The 21840-nt window shown below is 47.8% G+C and carries 26 protein-coding genes; 17 read left to right on the top strand and 9 right to left on the bottom strand.

The annotated features are described in order from the left end of the window. The first annotated feature begins 13 nt into the window (after window positions 1-13). Window positions 14-1234, top strand: a complete 1221-nt coding sequence (locus P5704_026785) for a hypothetical protein (GenBank protein ID WOF81507.1) — start codon at window positions 14-16, stop codon at window positions 1232-1234. Here P5704_026785 and P5704_026780 read toward each other — a convergent pair whose 3' ends face one another. Beyond that, window positions 1235-1414 (bottom strand): hypothetical protein, encoded by a 180-nt coding sequence (locus P5704_026780; GenBank protein ID WOF81506.1) that lies wholly within the window; start codon window positions 1412-1414, stop codon window positions 1235-1237. Between the two features lie 11 nt (window positions 1415-1425). Here P5704_026780 and P5704_026775 point away from each other — a divergent pair, with 11 nt between their 5' ends. From P5704_026775 to P5704_026725, 11 genes are all read left to right on the top strand, one after another. Then, on the top strand, window positions 1426-2766 hold the full coding sequence (locus P5704_026775; protein ID WOF81505.1) for a hypothetical protein: 1341 nt from the start codon (window positions 1426-1428) through the stop codon (window positions 2764-2766). Between the two features lie 55 nt (window positions 2767-2821). After that, a complete protein-coding gene (locus tag P5704_026770; GenBank protein ID WOF81504.1) occupies window positions 2822-3154 on the top strand; it encodes a hypothetical protein in 333 nt (110 codons plus the stop codon). A 20-nt stretch (window positions 3155-3174) separates the two neighbouring features. Further along, window positions 3175-3618 carry a DUF6283 family protein gene (locus tag P5704_026765; protein ID WOF81503.1) on the top strand — a complete coding sequence of 148 codons (444 nt, stop codon included), beginning with the start codon at window positions 3175-3177 and terminating at the stop codon, window positions 3616-3618. 60 nt (window positions 3619-3678) lie between these two features. Continuing rightward, window positions 3679-4071, top strand: coding sequence for a hypothetical protein (locus tag P5704_026760; protein WOF81502.1), 393 nt, complete (start codon window positions 3679-3681; stop codon window positions 4069-4071). A gap of 16 nt (window positions 4072-4087) precedes the next feature. Further along, window positions 4088-4336: a hypothetical protein gene (locus tag P5704_026755; protein WOF81501.1), complete on the top strand. Its 249-nt coding sequence runs from the start codon at window positions 4088-4090 to the stop codon at window positions 4334-4336. A 138-nt stretch (window positions 4337-4474) separates the two neighbouring features. Next, complete coding sequence (locus P5704_026750; protein ID WOF81500.1) at window positions 4475-5875, top strand: hypothetical protein; 1401 nt, start codon at window positions 4475-4477, stop codon at window positions 5873-5875. Between the two features lie 39 nt (window positions 5876-5914). Further along, window positions 5915-6136 (top strand): hypothetical protein, encoded by a 222-nt coding sequence (locus P5704_026745; protein ID WOF81499.1) that lies wholly within the window; start codon window positions 5915-5917, stop codon window positions 6134-6136. A gap of 105 nt (window positions 6137-6241) precedes the next feature. After that, complete coding sequence (locus tag P5704_026740) at window positions 6242-6805, top strand: hypothetical protein (protein ID WOF81498.1); 564 nt, start codon at window positions 6242-6244, stop codon at window positions 6803-6805. Window positions 6806-6869: 64 nt separating this feature from the next. Then, entirely contained in the window at window positions 6870-8030 is a 1161-nt protein-coding gene (locus P5704_026735; protein WOF81497.1) for a hypothetical protein, read from the top strand. A 61-nt stretch (window positions 8031-8091) separates the two neighbouring features. Next, window positions 8092-9246: a hypothetical protein gene (locus P5704_026730; GenBank protein ID WOF81496.1), complete on the top strand. Its 1155-nt coding sequence runs from the start codon at window positions 8092-8094 to the stop codon at window positions 9244-9246. A 32-nt stretch (window positions 9247-9278) separates the two neighbouring features. Next, the gene (locus P5704_026725) at window positions 9279-10433 is read left to right on the top strand and encodes a hypothetical protein (GenBank protein ID WOF81495.1); all 1155 of its coding nucleotides are present in this window, start codon (window positions 9279-9281) and stop codon (window positions 10431-10433) included. A gap of 55 nt (window positions 10434-10488) precedes the next feature. Here P5704_026725 and P5704_026720 read toward each other — a convergent pair whose 3' ends face one another. Next, complete coding sequence (locus tag P5704_026720) at window positions 10489-11124, bottom strand: hypothetical protein (protein ID WOF81494.1); 636 nt, start codon at window positions 11122-11124, stop codon at window positions 10489-10491. A 130-nt stretch (window positions 11125-11254) separates the two neighbouring features. On the opposite strand from P5704_026720, the gene P5704_026715 reads away from it, so the two are divergent. From P5704_026715 to P5704_026705, 3 genes are all read left to right on the top strand, one after another. Continuing rightward, on the top strand, window positions 11255-11836 hold the full coding sequence (locus tag P5704_026715; GenBank protein WOF81493.1) for a 3'-5' exonuclease: 582 nt from the start codon (window positions 11255-11257) through the stop codon (window positions 11834-11836). Next, the gene (locus tag P5704_026710) at window positions 11836-12222 is read left to right on the top strand and encodes a hypothetical protein (GenBank protein ID WOF81492.1); all 387 of its coding nucleotides are present in this window, start codon (window positions 11836-11838) and stop codon (window positions 12220-12222) included. Before P5704_026715 ends, P5704_026710 begins: the two co-directional genes overlap by 1 nt. Window positions 12223-12388: 166 nt before the next feature. Continuing rightward, on the top strand, window positions 12389-12736 hold the full coding sequence (locus tag P5704_026705) for a DUF805 domain-containing protein (GenBank protein WOF81491.1): 348 nt from the start codon (window positions 12389-12391) through the stop codon (window positions 12734-12736). A gap of 195 nt (window positions 12737-12931) precedes the next feature. Here P5704_026705 and P5704_026700 read toward each other — a convergent pair whose 3' ends face one another. The 6 genes from P5704_026700 to P5704_026675 all read right to left on the bottom strand — a co-directional run bounded on the left by P5704_026700 (window position 12932) and on the right by P5704_026675 (window position 18937). Further along, window positions 12932-13795 carry a hypothetical protein gene (locus P5704_026700; protein WOF81490.1) on the bottom strand — a complete coding sequence of 288 codons (864 nt, stop codon included), beginning with the start codon at window positions 13793-13795 and terminating at the stop codon, window positions 12932-12934. Next, window positions 13786-14148 carry a hypothetical protein gene (locus P5704_026695; GenBank protein WOF81489.1) on the bottom strand — a complete coding sequence of 121 codons (363 nt, stop codon included), beginning with the start codon at window positions 14146-14148 and terminating at the stop codon, window positions 13786-13788. Before P5704_026695 ends, P5704_026700 begins: the two co-directional genes overlap by 10 nt. A 55-nt stretch (window positions 14149-14203) precedes the next feature. Then, window positions 14204-16756 (bottom strand): VWA-like domain-containing protein, encoded by a 2553-nt coding sequence (locus P5704_026690; GenBank protein WOF81488.1) that lies wholly within the window; start codon window positions 16754-16756, stop codon window positions 14204-14206. A gap of 121 nt (window positions 16757-16877) precedes the next feature. Then, the gene (locus tag P5704_026685; GenBank protein WOF81487.1) at window positions 16878-17228 is read right to left on the bottom strand and encodes a hypothetical protein; all 351 of its coding nucleotides are present in this window, start codon (window positions 17226-17228) and stop codon (window positions 16878-16880) included. A 119-nt stretch (window positions 17229-17347) separates the two neighbouring features. Then, the gene (locus P5704_026680; protein ID WOF81486.1) at window positions 17348-17941 is read right to left on the bottom strand and encodes a hypothetical protein; all 594 of its coding nucleotides are present in this window, start codon (window positions 17939-17941) and stop codon (window positions 17348-17350) included. Window positions 17942-18013: 72 nt separating this feature from the next. Beyond that, the gene (locus P5704_026675) at window positions 18014-18937 is read right to left on the bottom strand and encodes a hypothetical protein (GenBank protein WOF81485.1); all 924 of its coding nucleotides are present in this window, start codon (window positions 18935-18937) and stop codon (window positions 18014-18016) included. A 132-nt stretch (window positions 18938-19069) separates the two neighbouring features. Between P5704_026675 and P5704_026670 the strand changes: the two genes are divergently transcribed. After that, window positions 19070-20227: a hypothetical protein gene (locus tag P5704_026670; protein ID WOF81484.1), complete on the top strand. Its 1158-nt coding sequence runs from the start codon at window positions 19070-19072 to the stop codon at window positions 20225-20227. Between the two features lie 114 nt (window positions 20228-20341). On the opposite strand, the gene P5704_026665 is transcribed toward P5704_026670, so the two are convergent. Beyond that, window positions 20342-21595 (bottom strand): hypothetical protein, encoded by a 1254-nt coding sequence (locus P5704_026665; protein WOF81483.1) that lies wholly within the window; start codon window positions 21593-21595, stop codon window positions 20342-20344. Between P5704_026665 and P5704_026660 the strand changes: the two genes are divergently transcribed. Further along, window positions 21594-21809, top strand: a complete 216-nt coding sequence (locus tag P5704_026660) for a hypothetical protein (GenBank protein ID WOF81482.1) — start codon at window positions 21594-21596, stop codon at window positions 21807-21809. The genes P5704_026665 and P5704_026660 overlap by 2 nt on opposite strands. The last annotated feature ends 31 nt before the right edge of the window (window positions 21810-21840 follow it).

The following is a 21840-nucleotide window of genomic DNA, read 5'->3' as shown; positions in this document are numbered from 1 at the left end:
CAGGATGGAACACATGGACACGCCCGCCTCACTTGGTCAAGCTTTCCTCAGCTGTGGGACATATGATGATGCTGTCCAGTGTATCGGTTGCGCACGGCTAATCGACTCTAATCTGCCGCGCCTGCTAAACCTGATGCTCAACGAACACCCTAACAGACGAGGAGATCTTCGAGACCGATTCGAAGATGCGCTGATCACTTGCGCCGTTCACGACAAGGTTGAGCAAGGGCTGCATCTCGATGATGCATGGGCATACATGGTCAGCAACCCATCAAGGATCCATAAGATCAAGGATCTCGGGGTTCGAGTTCTTATGGGCGGCAAATCCACGTTTTTAAACAAGGGATATGCGCCTAGCCCCAAGCGCTTGCTTGCGGCAATGATGATTTCTGAGCGACGTGGCAGTCGTACTGAGCTTGCTGATAAGTTTTTTGAGTGGGTTGAAGCAAAATCCTCAGGCATGCCATCCCTGCCTTCATCCGATGCTCCAGCAGCACTGAAAGAACTTGCATCAATCGATGCGGACTCGATGACATTCCTGCGCTCACGTTTCGAGCGCATTGCTAACAAGCCACTGCCCCCACTAACAGCGTACAGAAAATCAGTATTTGATCACCTTTTTACGTCTCGCCCGCAACAGGTAGGGTTTGCAAGCATCGTCTTGAATTCAACTATCGACCGTTTACTGAGTAAACACATTCATGTGAGCACGAATGATGTTAACAACGCATTTGATTGGATTACACATGCTCAGGGCAGCCCCAATCAAGTCATTGTCGTTGAGGCTTTTGCCAATGCCCTTAACCGCAGCACGTCCAGTGGCCGAGATTACTCAAAGAGGGATATTGAAGCCAGTCTTGAGGCCATGCAACTGACTCAGTCGAGAATGGATGAAGTATGCTCCTTTTGGCGGCTTATCGCCTCAAATCGCTTCGCGGCCAAAGAAGCTGACCTCCTGAACCCACCGGCACTGCTGAGCCAGTACCCGCATGCTAACGGCACTCTACTTGTATGGCTTTCTTGCAAGAAGGTAAATGCAAAAGAAAGTTATGGCACTCACCTCTTTGCACTTGCTGTCGTAATTAATGTTGACACCGAAGTGTTTATTGAACTCTTCAAAGATGATTCAAAGACGCTTTTGGAGCTTCACACCTACAGGCCGGATGAGCGGTTCATTAAACTAATGAACCAGCAAGACCGCCGCACCAGCTTGATGTTTTCACTAGACATGTAGTCAGCGAGTCACTTTGCCTATATCCCGACCAACGGCCTCGAATACATTTCTAACCTGATCGCGGCTGTAAAAAAAGCCGTCAGCAAAGGCATCTACAGCTTCGTGGCCATAATTAACGCCGTAATAATTGGTACAGCCTGAGACACAAAAGACCATACCGATAACTAAAAATATCTTCACCGGGTGACTCCATGACAAGTAGAAACAATATTGATAATAACATCAGCAACCTGCTTGCGCTGCGAGTCGAGCTCAATAATATCACTCAAAAGTTCGCATCCGCATGTATTAACGCTGATGCTGCATTATTAATTGAAGCGTTGGACACGCTTGATGATTACTGGATTCGCTGCATTCAGTCGTCAGAAAGAAGCTTCATTGATATTTCTACCAAGGAAGTGCGTCAAACACTCACTAATTACCGTGAGTTCGTCAAAAAGCTGTTTGACGACAAAAAAATAGCAGCAAATGACATCACTCGCATGGCTGACCAACTTGGTTGCTATGAGCTTCGTTATTTAATAACAGGCAGCCATAATGATGAGGCCAGGCTGAAGCTGGATGAGGAAGTCGCCCTTTACGAGGCCAGGCTCCATCAATTTATCGCCAATGGGTCAAAGGATCATCACACTATCCACCTTTCAGATAGAGCTCCTGATAAAGCTATGAGGCTGGCTGGTGCCGCACTTGAATTCTTTGCAGAGATTCCTCTTGGCTACGTACAGTTAAGCAAAATTGGCTTCATGAAAAGCTTTCTCAAAGTTTTGCCTGCAAAAAAAGGCTGCACATTAACGGCGCTTTCACCTAAGCTCGCGGCGCTGATCAAGCAAAATCAGGATCTGGTGCTCAATGTTGCCTATCATAGCTGCGACCTAGACCCAGAAGGAAACCCCATTCCCAAAAAGTATGGCCATAAACGACCAAGTCATGAGCATTTTTCGGTCTGGTTCTTGAGCGAACTCCACCGCAACTCAATGACAGACCTGGCTCATGACCTCATTGCCGTTGATTATGAGATTGACGAAGAACAATCCAACGCAGTAAACACCAATTGCAGTCATGAAGAATGCAGCTATCGACTCCTTAGCCTTATGTACGATGTTGGTCTTGGGCAGACAGCCGCAAAGACAGTAGTTAAAAATCTGTACGCGCCAAATAAAGCATGGGCAAACCGTGAATCAAAACACGACCTAATGTCGTGCGTTGTTTATCACATTGAAGTTTCTGAGGTTAATCAGGCGCAAGCCCTCTCTGTGATAGACCGCTGCGTTACGGCTTTCATTGAATATCCAGGCTCGTATACCCCAGGTTTGACGAGAATGCTGGCTGAGCAAATCGCCCTTTTAAAACAGGGTGAGCTCCACCCAGATCACCGATCACGCCTTGAATACGCACTCGATTCCTGTTCGCAAGTCTTTGCCATGGATCGCTACGCTAATGAATACCTTAATCGATACCCATCCCTGAAGGAGATCATCACAGGGTCGGCAAACTACAAAAGAATCAAGGTTTCTGCTGATTTTGACATCTAGGTTGACTAATGCTGCGCACAGGTATACTGTGTATACACAACCTAGGGAGTGACTCATGCTCATTGCTACCAAATTTGAAATCCTTCGCGGCATCAAGGCTGACGGCAAAATCTCCATTGCGCTTGAGCACAAGCCTTTGCGCGTCGCCACGCTTGTCGATGAGAAAGCTTTCAATGAAACGGGGCATGCAGTCATTCATCATTCAACCGTTTTCCTTGAGGATTTCGGGCACGATTGGCACTGGGAAAATGGCCGGTTTCGCTATTTCACACGCGTTGCGCATGAAGCTGACGTCCTCATTGTTTACGAAGAGATGGCTGACAAACGAACTCCATTTTGCACAGAATGCGGCACCAGCATTCGCTATGGATGCGAACACCAGCGCTAAGAAAACAAGCGGACAGCGAAATGAAAAACCGAAATCGATCCCAGGTCATTGGCATTGCACCAGCAGGCCCAGACCATCAAGTGGTCACCATTAAGTCAGAACGCGAAGACAATCGCGTTTATCGTAGAAAGCCATGCTCTGACTGCCCCTGGCGCAAGGATGCCAAGATCGGAGAGTTCCCGGTGGAGGCCTATCAGCATTCAGCCAGAACCGCCTACGACATGGCCCAGGAGACGTTCGCCTGCCATCAGAGTGGCACCGATAAGCCAGCCACGTGTGCCGGCTTCCTGCTTCGTGGCGCCGCCCACAACCTCTCTGTTCGCCTCGGGCTTATGGAAGGCAAGATTGATCTTCACGAGGTCAGCGATGACGGTATCGAGCTCTATGAGAACTATCGTGAAATGGCAATCGCCAACGGTGTAGATCCTGATGACGAACGCCTGAAGCCCTGCCGGGATGATTAGCAAATCAGCCCGCTCATGCTAAGGTGCCCCATCAGTTGATCGGAATGCTAGGAGGGTGTCATGGAATGGCTGGTTGGGCTGGGCTTGCTGATCGCTGGATGGTTTTTCGTCGTGAGAAATGTAGGCGACACAAACCTTAAGCGCGTACGAGCAACCAATTGGATGCTTGAGAGATATGCGCTTAGCATCCGAGAACAAAATCAGTTCGAATACAATCGAGCGGTTGATTTGACCATATATCTTAAAATTGGGATTGATGCGCTTAAGACAGGTAATAGATTCCTAGTCGACGACAAAATTATTTCCATATTCAAGCATTTGTCCGAGAACGATGAAGTCTTGTATTCGCTACTCAAGCATACGCCTGAAAAAATAAACGAGTTCAAGTACGCATTCCGCGATTGCCACGAGCGTCTTCTGGCGATTGCTAACAGTGATAGTCGCCAAAGCTGAATATAGGAACATAGATATGTTTGTATACGTTATCTTGTTTATTGTTCTTGTTCTATCCTGGCCTGCTTTTTCACTCCTGTTCGATGGATTGAAGTGGCTATACAATCGCCTCAGCGGTAAACGCCTGTCCAGAAAAAGCACCCACTCGTCTATCACGGAAGAAATGGAAGACGAGGGCTATACCCCTATGGTTTCAAGCATCGACGATATGCGTATCGAGGATGATTTTAGAATGGATGCTGGTGACGACAACCGGTTCCTTTAGGTGTCATATCGGATGCAAGACGCTGAGCAACGGCTGCCATAAAGGCTATTTCCCTCCCAACATAATTTTGCGTAATTGATGGCGATCAATTGACGAGGATCAATTCACCCATATTGTGAATATTGGATTGGAGGGGCCATGTTCACATTTTATCGACAGAGGGGCGTTACCCTCATTGAGCTTATCTTGGTCATAGGGCTCATTTCTTTTATGACAATACTCGATTTCGAGAAACAGAATATCGAGCTTGAACAGTCACAGGCCAAAAAGCTTGGCACTCAACTGACCACCTACAACAATGCAGCACGGGCCTGGCTGGCAAGTCATGTCGGCGAGCCGAGCGCTGAACGAAAGGGCAGTCTATGGCTGAAAGACACATCCTGTGGCGGGCCAAATAGCATCAGCTACCTTCCCTGCGACTTTCCAGATGCCACCGAAACCTCGCCCATTCCATACGGAAAAATATCTCTCACGAGCACGATCAAAACGAGTGGATCGCCGCCCAATCAAGTCACAGAGGTTATCACCACAACCTCACCCCTAACCTTGACAGGTGATTTGGTTCGATCAGATCTCGCCGGTATTGCAGCTGTGGTAGCCGCCTCCAGCCAGGTATCGACACAAGGGGCTCTTGGGCTAACCACTGACAGCACTTACAAGTCAGACCCCAAGACTGCCATCATTACGATGAGGGTTCGTAACAACGGTTTTGACGATCCGTGGTTGAGGACGGACGGCAGCAACCAAATGCATAGCAACATTGCTTTCGACCCATCCAAGCCAGACGGCCTTAGGCAAGTCAACAACCTTTCGAGGATCCAGAACGTAATCGGCAAGACCCTTTTCATTGGCAGCCCTGGAGGCTCCAGCCAGGGTGCTGACGTGGTCATTGATGCTGATCAGGAGATCTATGGCCAACTCATTGTTAGAAAGGGTCTAACTGCTCTTTCTACGATAAAAGCAAAGGGCTCGATTTCAACAGACAGTTCCATCTCAGCGCTTGGCTCCATATCATCCGGTAGCACCATCACAGCGAAAGGCTCTATTAAAAGCGACAAATCTATCAGCGCTGGAGAGTCAATTACAGCTGATAAAAATGTAGTGGCCAAGAAGGACATGTACGCTAATCGCTTCTACGATGCCAAAAATAACAGCTTCTACATTGAGCCCTCAGGGCTCTCATTCATGTCCAGCCTAAACATCAAATCCACGCTCCAGGTCAACGGAAAGGCCTACTTTGACGACACGGTAACACTCAATAAGATCGTCACCCAAAACGCGTCATGCTCAGAAACTGGTGCGATGGCGCGAAATGCCAGCGGCGAAATCCTCTCATGCAACAAAGGCAAGTGGTCTACCAGCGCGGCAGGTGCTTCCGTGCTTTCAAGCTGCTTGTGCACGGACTGTGGATTTAACAAGGGGCGCTCATGCACCCCACCCTGCCCAAGCGGTTACAACCTAACCAGCAAGGTTGATACTGGAGACTGGTCTGTTACACACAACCGACATCGAATATGGGTTGGCATATGCCAAAAATAAGATCATCATCCTAAGTAATGAGATTTACGGGGATCAGTAATGTACGTTTGGCTTCTTGTGCAAATATCCGTGTTTGGAGTAATGCTGATCACGCTTGCCCTAACCGAACTTGAGAGCGCCTTTGCGCTTCTGGCGCAGGCCAGGGGTGATGACACCCTGCTTGCTTACCTTGTGGCAGGGCTGATTATATGGATTGTGGCCACGCTTGAGGCCTGGCGACAGTGCGGCATCCATGATCGAGAGCTGGCACAAAATAGTTAGCAAATTCCTCAAGGCACCGCCACGGCCCGCGCATTTGATATGTAATTATTGCCATCAATCTTCGCGTTATTTATTATAATCCTGCATCTTCGTGAGCAATCCATTTTGAAAAAGTTTAGCCATATCATTATCGCCATGGCGTTAAGTAGCATCGCCCTGCTCAGTATCTATGGTGTCAGTGCTGTGAGTTCAATTGACGCCCAAGCGTCAGAATCTCTTCTGCTCGCAGAAGCCGCAGGCAGCGAAAGCGCTCCTTTGGAGAACCTCATTCACATGACAGAGCAAAAACAGGTTGGCGCGGCATCGGCTTTAGCGCTTCATTATGCTCAGGAAGGTGAGCATTCTCTTCGTGACAGGGTCATTCTGGATTTTCTGAAAGGAGCTTCCGACCTGGACTCGTATATTCTTTTGTCCCGCTTCAGCATCCTTTTTGACAACAAATCTCTTGGTCAAAGAATAAGCCAGGACTTTGATGAAATTGGGGAAATGTCAGAGATCACTTTGGCTATTTCAAGTAATCCAGGATTTGATACTAAAACTCAGCAAGCGCTTCTTGCATGCCTTAATAGGCTTGAGGATAAATACACGGGATCCTCAGTCTTTATGTATCTGCATATCGAATACATATTACAGAAAAAGTTTCCAGGCAGTGGCGCCTGTTCAATTTAAATAGTCTGTTTACACCGATGTCCGGCCCGCCTTAAACTTAATTATAGACGCCGGAGAATTCGTCATGCTCATCCGCAATCCCAAAAGCTTTCTAGCAAAATCCAAAACAATTGCGATTGACTGCATTGCTCTTGCCGGAGCGGCTGCATCGATAGCAGGAATTAGTTATGCGCTGATGGGCGGCTACAGCCACTTAGCCAACTCGGATGAAGTAAAGAAAGTCGATTTTGACAAAAGACCCCATGTGTATGTGGATTTTCCAGGGATCGCAAAAACTGATTTTAGGATTGCCAGGCACGGCGAATATCAAAACCCGATTACGTCAATTAGCGAATATGCCTCATTTGCTTTTGAAGACCTAAGGCTAATAGGCGACTCTTCCATCAGGGGGTTTTCTGCACTTGCTGAAAAAGGAACACTCTACTCCGATAGCGAGATTTGCGTTGTATCTACAAAACAGTCGGCGAAAGGCGATGAGTTCTATAATGATAAAACAGCGAGAATTATCTATGACAAAAACCTGTTCGATCTTTTTGTTCAATCTCATGAGGCGCAACACTGCTTTTTCAGGATAACGACCAAAGGCCATTACCCTAAGGCTGGCACGATTAAACATGAATACTTATCCAGTTTAAAGGAAGTGTCCTCAGATTTGGCAGGTATTCTGGACTACATGCGCCTTACCGGCGACGATCAGATATACCGAAACCTAGTAAAACCATTCAGAATGGCGCATCCAGCTGACATCGGGCATACGACGGTGGCAGCACTTGATGTAATACTGAAGGATGTCAATCCACAAAGCCTCATGGCGGCAAGCGCAGATGAGATACCAACGCTCGCTACCGGGTTGATGATGAAGCATTTTTACATACCAGAATACGGGTACGAAACCCTTGGGCAACCTTACAACAATGATGATCATCCAGCTATTTCTGCTCTTGTTGGTGAGCTTTATGCTAGAGTTAATCTAATAAAAGGCAAGATGGATAACCCGGAGGTTGTGGCTTACCGCGAGGAAATAAAGAAAACCTTGCTAGACCAGTTCGAAGCCTATGAGCACAGACTTCCTGAAAATGTTTACATGAAAGTCCTTGGGTCGCAGAATAGCATCTTTGAAAAATTTGACCTTCATGAGCTTGAGGTTGAGTATTATAATCCTCGCACAGCTGAACCATCTCAACCACTGGCAGATAAAGGAATGCTTGCGCATTTCACCCGTTAACCTTGATGCCTGAAGATGTATTTTGAATGCAAATCAAAAATAATAAAAAGACAATGCGCACATGCTAATTAGTAAAGTCTCCGAGTTTCTCGCACGTCACAAATATACAGTGCTTATCGCGACAATATCTACGGGCGCTCTGACCTACAAAGCCGGTGAACTTTTGAAAAGCCACCTTGGCAACGCCGAATCCATATCTTCAGTCGAATTTTCGGAAAGACCTTTGATTCATACTGACATAAAAGGCACCAAGGCCATCAAAAGTCACGTTGCCATTTTTGGAGAATACAATAATCCCGTAAGATCGGCTCTGGAGTATGTAAGGCTTGCCCATAAATACCCAGCCACCCTCGCAAATAATGGCCCAGCAGGATTTTCTGAAATATCAAAAAATGGATGGCTGTACTCCAAGAGCGACACTTGCATCATTTCAAGCACGCAGAAGGCTAATTCTAATGACTTCTACGAGTACGATAAGCCAGTCGTAGCTTATGAGAAGAACAAACTTGACCTCTACATTCAATCCCACGAAACATATCACTGTGCGTTTATTATCCCTGAATTAGAAAAAGCAAGCCCAAAAAGCCATGATGCCTACTATTTATCGAGCATTCAGGAAATTGGCGCAGATATAGCTGCCACCCTTGACTACATGCGCCTAACTGGAAGAAAAGACATTGTTACCGATGTGATCAAGCCATTCAGAATGGCGCACCCTAAGGATTACAGTCATACAACTGTGTATGCACTAGAAGAGATTCTCAAGGATGTAGATCCTCATGAGTTGTCTGGCGCTACGCCTGAGCACATCATTAACAAGACAAGTGAGTTAATGGTAAAGCACTTTTATGTGGATGGGCACGGTTACAACACACTAAGAGCTTCGGTTGACTATGCCAAGCACCCCGCAATCCAGGCATTGAAGACTGAATTGCAATCCAGACTAAGCATAAATAGCATTGAAAGGCAGGATGTTAAAAATCTGCGCATGGAAATAAAGAAGACACTGACTGAACAGCTGGAATCATACAGAGAAAAGATGCCTGCAACTCTGTATGCTAAAACAAAAGAACACCAGGACAAGTTTTTTGAGAAAATTGGCTTGTCAGAGCCCTACTTGTCAAACCACGCACCTGGAAAAGTCCATCTTTCAGGCCCCCTTTCTGAAAAGGGTATCCTCAGGCATTACACAAAAAACGACGGCCCCAGCTTTTAGATTGGCTAATATTGACAGCCATGTACTGATAGATGATCCTTGCAGGCATCCACACCAAGCAAGGGAAAGGCATGCGCATTCTTATCACTGGAGCCCGGTCATACCCAGCCTACTACTGGGCACTGGCGCTTAGGGGGCAGCATACGATCCACTTTGCAGACAGCCTGCACAGCTCATTCTGCCGATTTGCGCCATTTGATTCGCGTTTTCACCTCATCGCAGGCCCAGCTGTTGATCCTAAGCAGTTTCGCGATGATATCCGCTGCATTGTTCAGCAACTCAGCATCGAACTGATTATCCCAACATGCGAGGAAGTGTTCTACCTAAGCAGATTCATGGACGAATTACCCTGCCAGGTATTCTGCCCACCCCATGATCTTTTGGCCAAGCTGCATAATAAATCCTCAGTTTTTGATTGCATCCCGCAAGCTGGCGGTATTTTGAAGCCCATTACAAAGCTCGTAACACGCCCCGACGACATTATGTTAGACCTTGAATCGATCATGAAGCCCGTTTTTTCTCGATTTGGGGCACAAGTCATCATGGATGCACGTAAAGACGGAGCGACAGCATTGAACGGGACTGACCACTGGGTGCAGCAGCAGCGTCTTGAGGGAAAATCCTTATGCAACTATGCCATCGCCATAAACGGAAAACTGCTGGCGCACTCGGTGTATCACGCTAAATCTCGCATAAAGAACTCTGCCGCACTCCACATGGCTTCTGTTGAGCGACCTGATATTGAGGCATTCACCCAGGCGTTTGTCCTGGATCACGGCTATACAGGACAAGTCGCATTCGACTTCATTGAAACAGCTGAGGGCGTTTATGTCATTGAGTGCAATCCTCGCGCAACCAGCGGCATTTTCTTTCTATGCTTGGAGGATCTTGGTGAAGCGCTTGTGAGTCAAAAGACAGTTGGCAGAGCCTCTCACAAGGAAGTAGCCTTTAAACAGATCATGCGACTGTACTCAGCTCTAGGCCTTCTGAATAAGGAAGATGATTGCCAAAAGGCAGAGGTTGGTCAGGTGATGAATGTCCTGGCTGCGCCTGGCTACCCGATGCCTGGCCGTATTGCTTCAGTGGCCATGCTTGAGCTTGCCTGGCGACGAATCAGGCATGGACTCAAGCTAACTGAGGCCAGTACCCACGATATTGAATGGAACGGTAACCCAATTTCGTTTTGATCCAACAGGAAGCGAAAACCCCGCCATGGCGGGGTCTTGGTCTTTTGCTTGTCAGTTAACGACTCAAGGCCGTGTCGTTGATCACCTCTGACTTCCTGCGGTTGAGCGCCTCCTTTGGCATTAGTGGTATCACTTCATTACCGAATGCCTTTACCAACGCCACTGCCTGAAGCTTATGCTGGACACCCTTGGCTACCTCATCGATTCCCCGGCTTAACAGCGTCCATTTGTCCCTCAGATAACCAACACCATCTTGGTTTGCCATCATCATTCTTTCAAGAATGGCATTGCTTGGCTCTGAGGTCTCATTATCCAGGATGCTGGCGCAGCTCAAGCCACTGATGATTTTTTCTTTCTTCTTAAGAGGAATGTCGGCCCAGCTCACTGGCTCACGATAAGGCCGCTGCTCAACGACGACATTCGTTCCAAATGCTGTATTAAGTGCAATCGCCTGCTTTTGGGTTTTAACCTCCCTGGCCGCCTTCACCACCCCGTAATTCTCGACAATCAGCTTCGATTTGATGTAGCTCATGGTGCCTGCCGCCTCGGTGTACATGACATCCAAAAGCTCATTGCTGGTTGCCTTCATTTCCAGATCCAGCAACCCTACGCGGGCCAGATTGGCAACCACATCCTCTTTCTTTTCTTGGGTCATGTCTGACCAGCCGATTGGCTCGATGGTGCGTCTCATTGATCTCTCCTCAAACTCACTTGAACAGCTCTTAACATCAGTATGCATGAGCTCACGCATCCCTTTCAAACGTATTTATTGACTTTGTGTAGGAATAAATTTATATTCTTTTGTATATGGAGTATACGTTATGCTATGCCTACCAAACCTAAGCCTTTTGGCCAACCGAATTCAGAAGCCGATTTTCATAATCGACCTCGAAACGACCGGATTTATCAAGCCCGGCATCGTTGAGATCGCGTGCCTGAAGGCAAAGCTTGATGGCAGCATTGCGTACAAAAGTACGCTGGTTGACCCAGAACGCCCAATCGATCCACGCGCATCAGCAGTGCATGGCATTACCGCTCGTGACGTAAATGGTCAAAAGGCATTCTCCAGCCACCTCGAATTCATCGACACCATGTACAGCACAGGACTTGTGTCCGGGTTCAATGTGATCAGCTATGACATGCGCGTCATCAGGGAAAATGCACAAACCTACCAATATCCTTCAATGAGTAATGCCGAGGCACTCGATGCCAGGGATATCTGGAAGACACTGCGCTGCACCAGCAAGGGTAAACTGGTCGATGCAGCTGCTCACTACGGGATTGCTGTTGAAAACGCACACAGGGCCCTTGGGGACGTCCTCATGACTGCGAAGGTACTGGATGCGATGCTAGCCGAGAGCGGCATTGATCGTGCAATCAGCCACATCAAAAAGGTTTGTTGATGCACAACATTGAAGCTCGACTGCGAACACGTGAAAGCGGATGGAAGACAATACAGGCCCATATCTTTTCATTGCCTGGCGTTGGTGAGCCAGGCTTTTATAGAGCAGCGGCAAGTTACGACGCATTTCGTAATTTTGAAAATACGCGCTTGCATAACTCGATGCAAAAGATGAAATGCTATCCGGATTTTCATTATTCACTTAAACCCACTTTCGAGTGGGAGGCGGATGATCAAATTCTATTCAAAACACTGGCCTCGCTTGGCGTGGATGCTGAGCACAAGAAAATAGAAAAAATTCAGCACGAGTCCATCTGGGACTTCTACAGAGCCATCGGGTTTGACTGGAAAAGGCGTCGTTACGCAAAGAACACTTTAAGCAGTTAGGAGCCGTTTACGCTTTTAGAACCAGGGAAAGACTATATCAAGAATCTCAATTACATCAAGCGAGCAACGTATTCCATTTTCTTGAAAGAATGACATACTTAAAGTTATTGAAGTTATCTCCCGACCGCAATTCAGCTGCCAGCATAAACTTCAGCACAGGTGAAGTATGATCAATAATTTTATAAGTGTTGTAAGTAACTATTCAAACTTTGAAGGAAGAGCAACTAGAAGTGAATTCTGGTACTTCGCGCTTGCTTATCTCATTATAAACATCGCCCTTGGTATCGTTGATGCCTTGATTGGCTTTAACGGACTCGTTAACTTTAGCAACGCATTTGCATTGTTTATGCTAGTGCCCTATCTTGCAGTTGGCGCCAGAAGATTACACGATACCGGTAGGTCTGGCTGGTTCCAACTAATCATGCTGATTCCCCTTGTGGGCATTATCGCTCTATTGGTCATGTGGACTATCAAAAGTGACAGCGGTGAAAACCGATTCGGCCCACAGCATTAATAGAGCCACCTGCCTTTTTGACCCAACGCAAGCCAGTCACTTTAGTGGCTGGTCAACAGAATCAAGCCTCACTCAAACCATACACTTGTTGTTCGAAAGCGACCCATAATATTAGCGAATTAAGTACTTGCGCAAGCCAAGCTCCCCACACCCCACCAAACACTATGGGCCAGATTGCCCTCCCCGCTCTTTTTCTTAAAGACCAAATTCACTTGATAAGTATTCCTTTTTCGCGGATGGGCATGTTTTGATAATTCCTTCTTCCACGCCAATAAGCTTCATATTTTTGATCGCAGCTGCTGCGGTTGTCTTTGGATCTCTCATTGCATTACTGATAAACAATTCAATCAAATCTTTTTTCTTTTTTTCATCCATTATATTTGAAAGCAAAGCCTTAAAGCCTGACAGAACACCAGCCTCGGAGAAGTATTTTCCCTTAACTAGGCATAGAGCGGACTGATCAATCCTTCCCTCTACGCAAAGCTCACTTGCCTGCAATAATATTTTTCTTGAATCATCGCTAATCAAGAATACAGGGCCTGAGAAATATTTATCGCAAAGCCGCGTTGCGCCCTCTTTTTGATTAAGCGAGCATAGCTTCCCGATAGCCCATGCGATGGCGCCAGGCAAGTGCTCCGAGAAAAATTCGAAATCCAGGTTTTCTATATAAACATTATTTAACTTATCGCTTGTATCAAGTCTTGATATGAGCTCAATGTCATCTATGTATGCGCATTGCAAAAATACACGCAGACACTCTACACTTTTCTCTTTTGGCTTGATCAGGCTAAATACTTGTTCATAAAAATACTTGGCAGCTTCATCAATCTGCTCGGTTAGATAGTTGAATTCATGCCCAGGAAACTCCAGTCGAGCACTATCCTGTCGCTCGCCATCTCCAAGGTGCTCATTCAAAAAGACTCGCATCAAGCCTGACTCAATGGGCAAGATCTTCTTGAGCTTGCTCAAGCTTCCATTATTAATGGCTTTTACAGCTTGCTGACAGCTTAGAATCATGTGCTCGTGTAATTTCACAAACGGAAGTGGATTTAAAGACACAACTCATCCTCGATCTTTAGCTTTTTATGTGCTGAGAGCATTTCTGGCTTTAAGTATTTTACAGCCGCCTCCCCGAAAATCTCACAGAACTCTTTAATCATAGAAACATCGTCGAGTTGGCTACCCACCTCCTCCACACCCCTGTTCCTTATTACCAAGAGCGCATGCATCCCAATCAAAGAGTCTTTACCTAGATTGATTCTTGCAAGAAGCAAATGTTCAGCACCTATATCCATGTTCAGTTCGAGCGCACCCTTTTGAACCAGCTCGCACACAAAGTTCATACGAAGACTTTTTGGCAGCCTATTAAAAATCTTATCGTACTCAACAAGCTCTTTTTCAGTTGCTAACATCACAATCTCTCTTAAAAGAAGGCCCGCTCACGCGGGCCATGCTTTTTGTTTGCTATCAGTTCATTTCATGTGCGCCAATATCATCCATGACAATGTGCTGGCCCCAGCGGTCTGTCGGAGCATGCTGGCCTGGGTTTGTTACCCAGAGCACTTGCATCTTCATGTGCTTGGGCGGCATTTCAGGCACTGTGATGCCACCATCGGTGAAGACGATGATTGGAGCTCCAAAACCTGGATCGCTTTCTTTCATCTTTTCCCAGATGAACTCAAATCCAGGCCTGAAGTCCGAGCCACCCTGACCCACCACATCAAACCGGTTGCGACTGATCTCCTTAAGAGCCTGCTTGGTGTCCATTACCTTGGTCACCTCAGTGTCACACTGCACCACCACGACCTCCAACCCAAGCGAAGTAGCCAAGCGCTTAACCAGGCCCATCGAGCGACGGAGCGTATCCTTGTCTGAACCGTTCATCATGGAACCGGATGTGTCCATCAGCACGTAAACCTTTGAGCTATTGCGCTTGGTTCCAGGGAAGATGGCCCTGTTCTCCTCAAACGTGTTTCTCTTGTTCCGCTTTTTAAACGTCCTCAAATCCGCTCGCCCATAAGCACCGATGAATTTCTTCATCTTTTTGGTAAACGTCAATGGCGGATGCAGAATCCCCTCAATCTCCTGCCTTGCCCAACTTGGAAGACTTCCCCATCCCTGACCACCCAGCTGTGCATCCGAAATTACCGCACGCTGCAACGTCTGGCGATGGCGCTCCTTAGTTTCTTCCCTATCCTCTTTTGCAAATGGGTTTCCTGGAATCTCTGAGCAGTCAACGTTCACGTCACCCTGAAGATCACCCACTCCCCTTTCCTTGGCGATCTGTCTCATGGCCTCATCCCAAGCACCCTGAGTGGACATGTCATCACCAGAGGTCATGCCTTTGACGTCGTTCTTTTTGCCGTTAAGCGCATTCGACGCCTGATCCATCAACCTGTCCAAAGAATCAGCAATGTTCTGCTCAACCTGGCGCTCCGTTGGTGCCTGCTGACCCTGGCCTGGTTGTCCTTGCCCTGGCTGACCCTGACCCTGACCTGGTTGTCCTTGCCCTGGCTGACCCTGACCCTGACCTGGTTGTCCTTGCCCTGGCTGACCCTGACCCTGGCCTGGTTGTCCTTGCTCTGGCTGACCCTGACCCTGACCTGGTTGTCCTTGCCCTGGCTGACCCTGACCCTGGCCTGGTTGCCCTTGCCCTGGCTGACCCTGACCCTGACCTGGTTGTCCTTGCCCTGGCTGACCCTGACCCTGGCCTGGTTGCCCTTGCCCTTGCCCTTGCCCTGGCTGACCCTGACCCTGACCCTGACCCTGACCTTGACCTGGCTGCTCGCCATCCTGACCTGGTTGCCCCTGACCATCCTGGCCTGGCTGCTCGCCATCCTGGCCTGGCTTGCTCTGGCCCTCGTCAGAATTTTCTTCCGACGCTTCTTTCTCCTTGGCGTTCTTCACCTCGTCCTTGTACTTTTCAGCAACCGCATCAAGATCTTCTGACAACTGATCAAGATGCTCATCACGAGTGGTTCCATTAGGCGTTTTGTCATACTCGCTACCAATGCGCTCGTGCTCCTTGCCCATGTAGTCGTTAAGCGCCTGCATCATTCCACTGTTGAGGTCTTCCAAAGCCTTGTCATAAGGGCTTTGATCCCCAGCCTGCTGACCGTCATTGCTGGATGGGTCTTGCGGGTTTTGACTACCATCGCCCGACTCAGCCGATTGACCAGCGTCATTCGATTGATCGGACTCCGGAGCAGTACCTTCATCGCCCTCTGGCTGGCTTTCAGGCTGAATATCCTCCAGAGACACCTCGGACTTACTCCGAAGTGCTGACAATGCTTCAGAGCGCTCCTCGTCGATACGGTCTTGTTCACTAATAGGAGCACGATCAGCTGACTTTGTTGCCTCGTCGTGCTTTTCCTGTACCTTCTTGGCACCTTCTGCCAGTGATTTCTTCATCTCCTGAGCAATGGCTTTATCGCGCTTCATTTTCTCGATCATTTCAGGATCGGTCATCTGCGCTTCAATTTGCTTGCGAATTTCCTGGGTCTTTTTGGCAACTTCTTCGAAAAGTTGAGTGTAGATTTCCTCAGAAGCCATTTGATCAAACTTCTGATCCCACAAGCCGCCAGACGGCAGATCAACACGGAACTTAAATACATCGCCATTCTTTTTGCGAATGACCATGTTGCTACTGCCCTTCTTGATAATGTCGTTGATGGCGTAGTCATGAGCCCAGTTTGCAATTTCCATATTGTGACCACTGAATCGACTCCAGTAATCCAAGGCAATATGCAGTGATTCGTGAAGCAGCAGGCCAACGACCTGACCAATTTCAAGTGACTTCAACCACTCCTCGTTGTAAACAACAACACCACGCGGAGAAACCCCGATGGTACTGATATTTTTGGCTGGCCCGGCGATCCACATCTCAGATGCCAAAACACCAAAGAATGGACTGTGAGTACGCAACTCCAGAAGCATCATCTTGATGAGTTCTAGAAAATCTCTGTCGAAATCTTTCTCATCTACAACTTCTGGCTTAATAATTGTTGGTTGATTGCTCATTGAGAATGGCTCACTCAAATGTTTTCTATGATTCATTTTGGCACGTGCGATAACCCGCATGCCAGCCCATAACAATAAATTAGATGCAAAAAACCCGCCCTAAGGCGGGTTCTTCAATACATCACCAATAAGCCCAAACGGCATTTTTCTGGAGCCTGTCCAGCGCCACGTCCCAGTCACCCGACGCCAACGCTGCCTGAATAGCTTCGAAATGCAGGCGCTTCTGCCGTTTCACATCAAGCTTTCTGACATACCTCGGCACGTCGTGCTTACGCTTTTCCCTGTGGTACTCGCTAATCGCCGTATCGACGTACTTTTGGTAGGTGTCAGCTCCCGTATAGGTGTGCTCCCAATACGCTTTCCAAGTTCCATCGTAGCAGGAGAAACCTTCGTTCTCATGCCAGATGACGCCCAGGGACTTATAGTGATTGATGTCGCGGCCCCTCGGGCCCCTTCGGTATGTTCTTGCCATGTTGACGCTCTCCTCGACATTAAGGTCAAGTTCGAGAGGTCACGTATTCGCTCATCTTGATCATAGGCTCACCTTTCGATTTGGATACACGTTAATTGATAAGAGCACAGAGCGCAAGCTCATGCTGCCGTCTCATTGGCATCTATCTGATATAGGCTGTTAAGCCATGCCCCAGGCGCTGTAAGCGCCTTCATGTCAATATTGTTGATCTCATGGCCAGCCCGAATCTGGTAGTGCGGGTGAACATAGTCACCAGCCTTGTAGTGAGTTGACCCTTTTATGAAAGCCTCACGGCTAATTCCTCCAATCATCCACATTCTGCGCTCGGTATGAACGTAGGTCATGAAGAAGAAATGATCTACAGGTTCAGCTGTGTGACGCGCCGTCATGCCTGCCGCGTAGCTGGGTTTCGGGTCATCCTTTCGCTTGACCGTCTTGATTCCAACCTTATGCCTGCCCGCAATAATGAAATCAGGCTTGCCACTGGCCTCGTCCACGATCCACTGGAAATCCTGAATCTTTTGGTGAGAAAGCCAGCTTTTGAATACCATCTCCCCTAGATCCCCAACCCAGCGCAGATCAGTATCTTTTTCTTGGAATATATTGCCATATAACGCATCACGCTCGGCGCGTATTCGTTTAGCATGTTCTTCGAAACGTATATCAACAGGCAGAGATATCCAACCATTGGAATGGAGTGTGCTATGAGACATGGCGCTTTACTTGTTATTATTATTTTTATAACTCAACGCTAACAAGCAAAGCGGCTTTTTGTCAATTATCTCTTATGGATTAAATGATGGACTAGCATCTCTATCGAGCAGAGCATGGCGCTTGGCGTCGAGCAATACATTTACCTGGCTTGCAAGTTCAATCATTTCCGCATTGCCCTGATCAACCTTGTCATTAAACCAAAGCCTTACAGAGCCAAGCGTGCTGGCCTTTAATGCATCGCTGTCATTGATCCTCATGATTTGCTTGAAGATTCCATCAACCGCGCCAGTAACTAATTCACCACCCTGATTTTCCACCAGGTGTTTCAACATTCTTCCATGCGCACTCAGTCTAAACTTGTCGTGTTTGAGAGCAAACTCAATGACAGGCAAGGAGCTTAACGCCTCATCGTTGAACACGAACGGCGCCAGCGATGCCCGCGCGGCGATCAAAGGATCTTCCAGGACGGAGGCAACAAGATCAGCATCCCTTATAAAACCTAGCCTATCGACCAGGGCGTCCATGAAACGATCCCACTGACACAGGCTTGAGGCCATGAAGCCAAAACCGCTCGAATTCACTCTGCGTCGCATGAATTCAGTGTAGAAGAATGGCGCCGGGGCATCATGCGCATCGTTTAGCGCTTGAGCCTCTACCGCAAAGCATCCATTCCCGGAAAAATAAGATGACAGGGTATCTCTATCACACACGGGGCCCAGCTTGAGAAGAAGAGCAGCCCGTTGTCCATTTGCCATGGGTGCCTCATCAACCATATCAAGAAATCTAGCCACACCCCGATTAGTTCGATCTGAATTATCACCACTGAGATACATTTCATGCAGAACACTTGCCGCGAGGCCGACAGGATCTGGCGCCTGCCCACGAGAAAGGTCTGAAAGGTAGCGATCCTTCCAGCGCAAGGCTTCAACATCATCGAAATTGTCGAGCCGAAGCAGTCGGAAGAAATTTTTTAGCGCATGGATTTCGTAGTTCATTGGTTTCACCTTTTTTTTATTATCTGCAAGGAGAGGGGCACCCAGCAAGTGCTATAGAAGCTAGACTTATTGACAGCGCGCAAGGTTTTGTATATAAATCTCCTATCTACATTGCACCGCAGGCTATGGGTCATGCGCTCAATTGCGAATAAGCTCGCAGCAATAGGCATCGCTCTGCACTGGGTGCCCTCTTCTTTGCGCAGCCCAACGATTTGTGAGGCGTTCGTTCTCGCTGACCCTCTCAATTTCCACTCAGTGCCGCCCCACCTTATAACCAAAGAAATGTGCTACTGGTTCGCCGCACAATCTGATCTTAGTGCCTGTTTATTATCGATATACATCAAAGATCCGGTATATGACTCGCCGGATAAAGAACATCACCCATCTGCATTAAAACAAATATCTCAGGTCAACCGATGGCTTAAAGAAGCCAATGACGAGATTGTTTTTGGGGACATGGCTTCATTTGGCAAGCTTGAATCGCCATGGCTCGATCATCGAGTGATTGAGTGTATGGTTGCACGTGGCGCATTTGGGCTGATTCCAGAAGATAAAGTTACGCTTGATCTTTGCCAGGCGGCGGTCAAAAAAAGACCAATTGATATTATTTTTTGCCCCGAGTATACATGGCCTAACCTCATTGAACAGAGTCCAAAGGACATTGCATTTATTCCTGAAGACAGGCTAACGGAATCACTGTGTCTGATCGCTCTAACAAAATCACTACAGATGCTTGATTACATTCCTGACTCAGCCTGCACGCCAAGTCTAATGCACCATGCGGTAAGCATAAGAACTGAAAGACAAATAGTTAACATCGAAAACACTGGGGAGATATTACTCAACCACGAAATTTCACTTTTAGCGCATGAAACTGTTGCCACAAGCATAAAACCGCTCCCAGCTATTCTTGAAAACCATCTTCTGGATTACATTGAACAGACGAGCAATATTGACGGGTACAGGCTACTAATTAAACAATTGGGTGACGCTGGAACGCCTCGTGCATTATTAAATCTATATTCCAGACATAGCAGTATAAATACTTTTAACATTCCAGCCGATAAGTTGAATGCATTTAGATCGTTTCTATATGGCAACAGAAGCCAGATGCTAAATAGCAGAAAGCAAACCATGCTACTTAAATATTATGGAAGCGATGTGATTGCCGGCTCATGCTTAACTGAAGATGACTGGCTGGTCTTCAAGGAGGTTTTTGGAGCCGATAAGGCCATTGCTTACAATCCAGGCATGAAACGCCTGATGCTCTCCTACGACATGGATATTTAGCGCGCAAATCAGCACTCGTAGGTAACAGCAATGATGGAGATCTACCAAGTTCCTTGGAGTTATTTTTGCCTACAAAAAAGCCCCTTTGCAGGGGCTCTTTCGTCTCACGCGTGATTAACGCGATAGGGTAGCACTCATCTTCTTGATGTCATCCAGCACCTTGTCCATGCCAGCATTCTTCAGGACTGGATCGATATCGTTGATGTTGTAGCAGTAGTCAGCGATAACGCCACCGATGATGTCCTTGTCATCGGTCTTGGACAACAGGAAGCGGAAGCAGAAGGCGCCCATTTCACGGTCGTTCTGCATCAGAGCCGCCACAGCGTGAGAGAACTGACCCACCAGCTTGCTCTTGAACTCCTCGGCCTTCTTCCCCTTTGCTGCCACGCCGTGCTCGTTGTTGAACTTCTCGTTGGCCATCAGAACGTGCGAGCGAATCGCGTGCGCAATTGCGTAAACGGCTGCCTTGTTGTTCTTCTTTTCCGGCTCCAGGTTCGCCCACTTCTTAGGATCGTTGAGGATCTCTTCGGCAGTTGGGTAGTTCATGATGATATTGGCATAGCTGATGAAAGCCGAACCTGCCTTCTTGCCCACCATCGAGGAAACAAAGCTGGACAGCGTTGGCCACAGAAGGCTCTTCTGGTAGCTACGTCCACCGCCATGCTTCTGAGCAAGCTCGATACCCAGGGACGTCCAGTCACGGGGAGATGGGCACTTGCCATTCTCGTCAGCGAATTTGTCATCATCGGATTTTGGCGCGAAGTTGCCAATGAAAGCCTTAAGGAAACCTGCCACGGAAGGGTCGATGTTCTTGTTGCAATCAAGATCCATCCAGGTTTCGAAATCTGGCTCGTATTCGACCAGCATCGAACGACCGAGAAGTGCCTTGTTCCACTCAACAGCCGAACAGCCATCATCGATACCGTTACCGGTCATGGCGATCACAACGTTCTTGCCCAACTGGAAATCACCGATCCGACCAAACTGCACCAGCTCAAGCAAGCCAGATTGCAAGCGTGGATCACCCAGTGTCACGTCGTCGAGTAGAACAACGCCGTACTTGTCACCAATCGCATCATGGAGAAACGGCTTGAGCTGAGCCTCAATGAGCGGCTGGGCGATCTCCCACATATTTCTTTCAACACCAGTTTCTGGGTCTTTATAGATACCCACTTTATCTGGCACCGGATACACACCAAAGTCCTCAGCCGTACGCGAGGCCATTGGGATACGGCAGAATTCGTCTCCTGGTTCAACCATGCCCATCAGGCAACTGGTTTTACCGATACCGGCGCGACCAGTCAGGATGACTCCCCTGAATCGACCGTTTTCCTGGCGAGGAATAGCATTAAGGTGTTTGTGCGACATGGAAATTAGCCTCTATGTGTCTTTTTGGTCGCCAGTGGGATCGGAAAAGGGTAGCAGAGATCAGCGCCGCCCACCAGGCTTATGGTTTTACATTACCAGTGGAGATTTAGGCATTGCACGCTTTTTTGTCAATTTTTTCATATCATTTGATGGAATCATTCCGATGTCACAAATCCATGTGTTTTTCAAGGGCTTAAAAGCAATCACAACTTGACAAATTGCTATTAAATGGTTATAAATAACCA

The sequence above is a fragment of the Pseudomonas sp. FeN3W genome (genome assembly GCA_030263805.2).
Taxonomy (GTDB): domain Bacteria; phylum Pseudomonadota; class Gammaproteobacteria; order Pseudomonadales; family Pseudomonadaceae; genus Stutzerimonas; species Stutzerimonas stutzeri_G.
Note: the sequence above shows the minus strand (reverse complement) of the source record. Positions and strands in the feature narration are given on the sequence as shown.

Excerpts from the sequence above, each read along its gene's own strand:
- P5704_026745 (WOF81499.1), top strand. The coding sequence starts at position 5,915 with ATGTACGTTTGGCTTCTTGTGCAAATATCCGTGTTTGGAGTAATGCTG.
- P5704_026675 (WOF81485.1), bottom strand. The coding sequence starts at position 18,937 with ATGAACTACGAAATCCATGCGCTAAAAAATTTCTTCCGACTGCTTCGG.
- P5704_026735 (WOF81497.1), top strand. The coding sequence starts at position 6,870 with ATGCTCATCCGCAATCCCAAAAGCTTTCTAGCAAAATCCAAAACAATT.
- P5704_026765 (WOF81503.1), top strand. The coding sequence starts at position 3,175 with ATGAAAAACCGAAATCGATCCCAGGTCATTGGCATTGCACCAGCAGGC.
- P5704_026775 (WOF81505.1), top strand. The coding sequence starts at position 1,426 with ATGACAAGTAGAAACAATATTGATAATAACATCAGCAACCTGCTTGCG.
- P5704_026720 (WOF81494.1), bottom strand. The coding sequence starts at position 11,124 with ATGAGACGCACCATCGAGCCAATCGGCTGGTCAGACATGACCCAAGAA.
- P5704_026695 (WOF81489.1), bottom strand. The coding sequence starts at position 14,148 with ATGTTAGCAACTGAAAAAGAGCTTGTTGAGTACGATAAGATTTTTAAT.
- P5704_026715 (WOF81493.1), top strand. The coding sequence starts at position 11,255 with ATGCTATGCCTACCAAACCTAAGCCTTTTGGCCAACCGAATTCAGAAG.
- P5704_026755 (WOF81501.1), top strand. The coding sequence starts at position 4,088 with ATGTTTGTATACGTTATCTTGTTTATTGTTCTTGTTCTATCCTGGCCT.
- P5704_026760 (WOF81502.1), top strand. The coding sequence starts at position 3,679 with ATGGAATGGCTGGTTGGGCTGGGCTTGCTGATCGCTGGATGGTTTTTC.
- P5704_026785 (WOF81507.1), top strand. The coding sequence starts at position 14 with ATGGACACGCCCGCCTCACTTGGTCAAGCTTTCCTCAGCTGTGGGACA.
- P5704_026665 (WOF81483.1), bottom strand. The coding sequence starts at position 21,595 with ATGTCGCACAAACACCTTAATGCTATTCCTCGCCAGGAAAACGGTCGA.
- P5704_026685 (WOF81487.1), bottom strand. The coding sequence starts at position 17,228 with ATGGCAAGAACATACCGAAGGGGCCCGAGGGGCCGCGACATCAATCAC.
- P5704_026680 (WOF81486.1), bottom strand. The coding sequence starts at position 17,941 with ATGTCTCATAGCACACTCCATTCCAATGGTTGGATATCTCTGCCTGTT.
- P5704_026750 (WOF81500.1), top strand. The coding sequence starts at position 4,475 with ATGTTCACATTTTATCGACAGAGGGGCGTTACCCTCATTGAGCTTATC.
- P5704_026725 (WOF81495.1), top strand. The coding sequence starts at position 9,279 with ATGATCCTTGCAGGCATCCACACCAAGCAAGGGAAAGGCATGCGCATT.
- P5704_026710 (WOF81492.1), top strand. The coding sequence starts at position 11,836 with ATGCACAACATTGAAGCTCGACTGCGAACACGTGAAAGCGGATGGAAG.
- P5704_026770 (WOF81504.1), top strand. The coding sequence starts at position 2,822 with ATGCTCATTGCTACCAAATTTGAAATCCTTCGCGGCATCAAGGCTGAC.
- P5704_026730 (WOF81496.1), top strand. The coding sequence starts at position 8,092 with ATGCTAATTAGTAAAGTCTCCGAGTTTCTCGCACGTCACAAATATACA.
- P5704_026690 (WOF81488.1), bottom strand. The coding sequence starts at position 16,756 with ATGAGCAATCAACCAACAATTATTAAGCCAGAAGTTGTAGATGAGAAA.
- P5704_026705 (WOF81491.1), top strand. The coding sequence starts at position 12,389 with ATGATCAATAATTTTATAAGTGTTGTAAGTAACTATTCAAACTTTGAA.
- P5704_026660 (WOF81482.1), top strand. The coding sequence starts at position 21,594 with ATGGAAATTAGCCTCTATGTGTCTTTTTGGTCGCCAGTGGGATCGGAA.
- P5704_026670 (WOF81484.1), top strand. The coding sequence starts at position 19,070 with ATGCGCTCAATTGCGAATAAGCTCGCAGCAATAGGCATCGCTCTGCAC.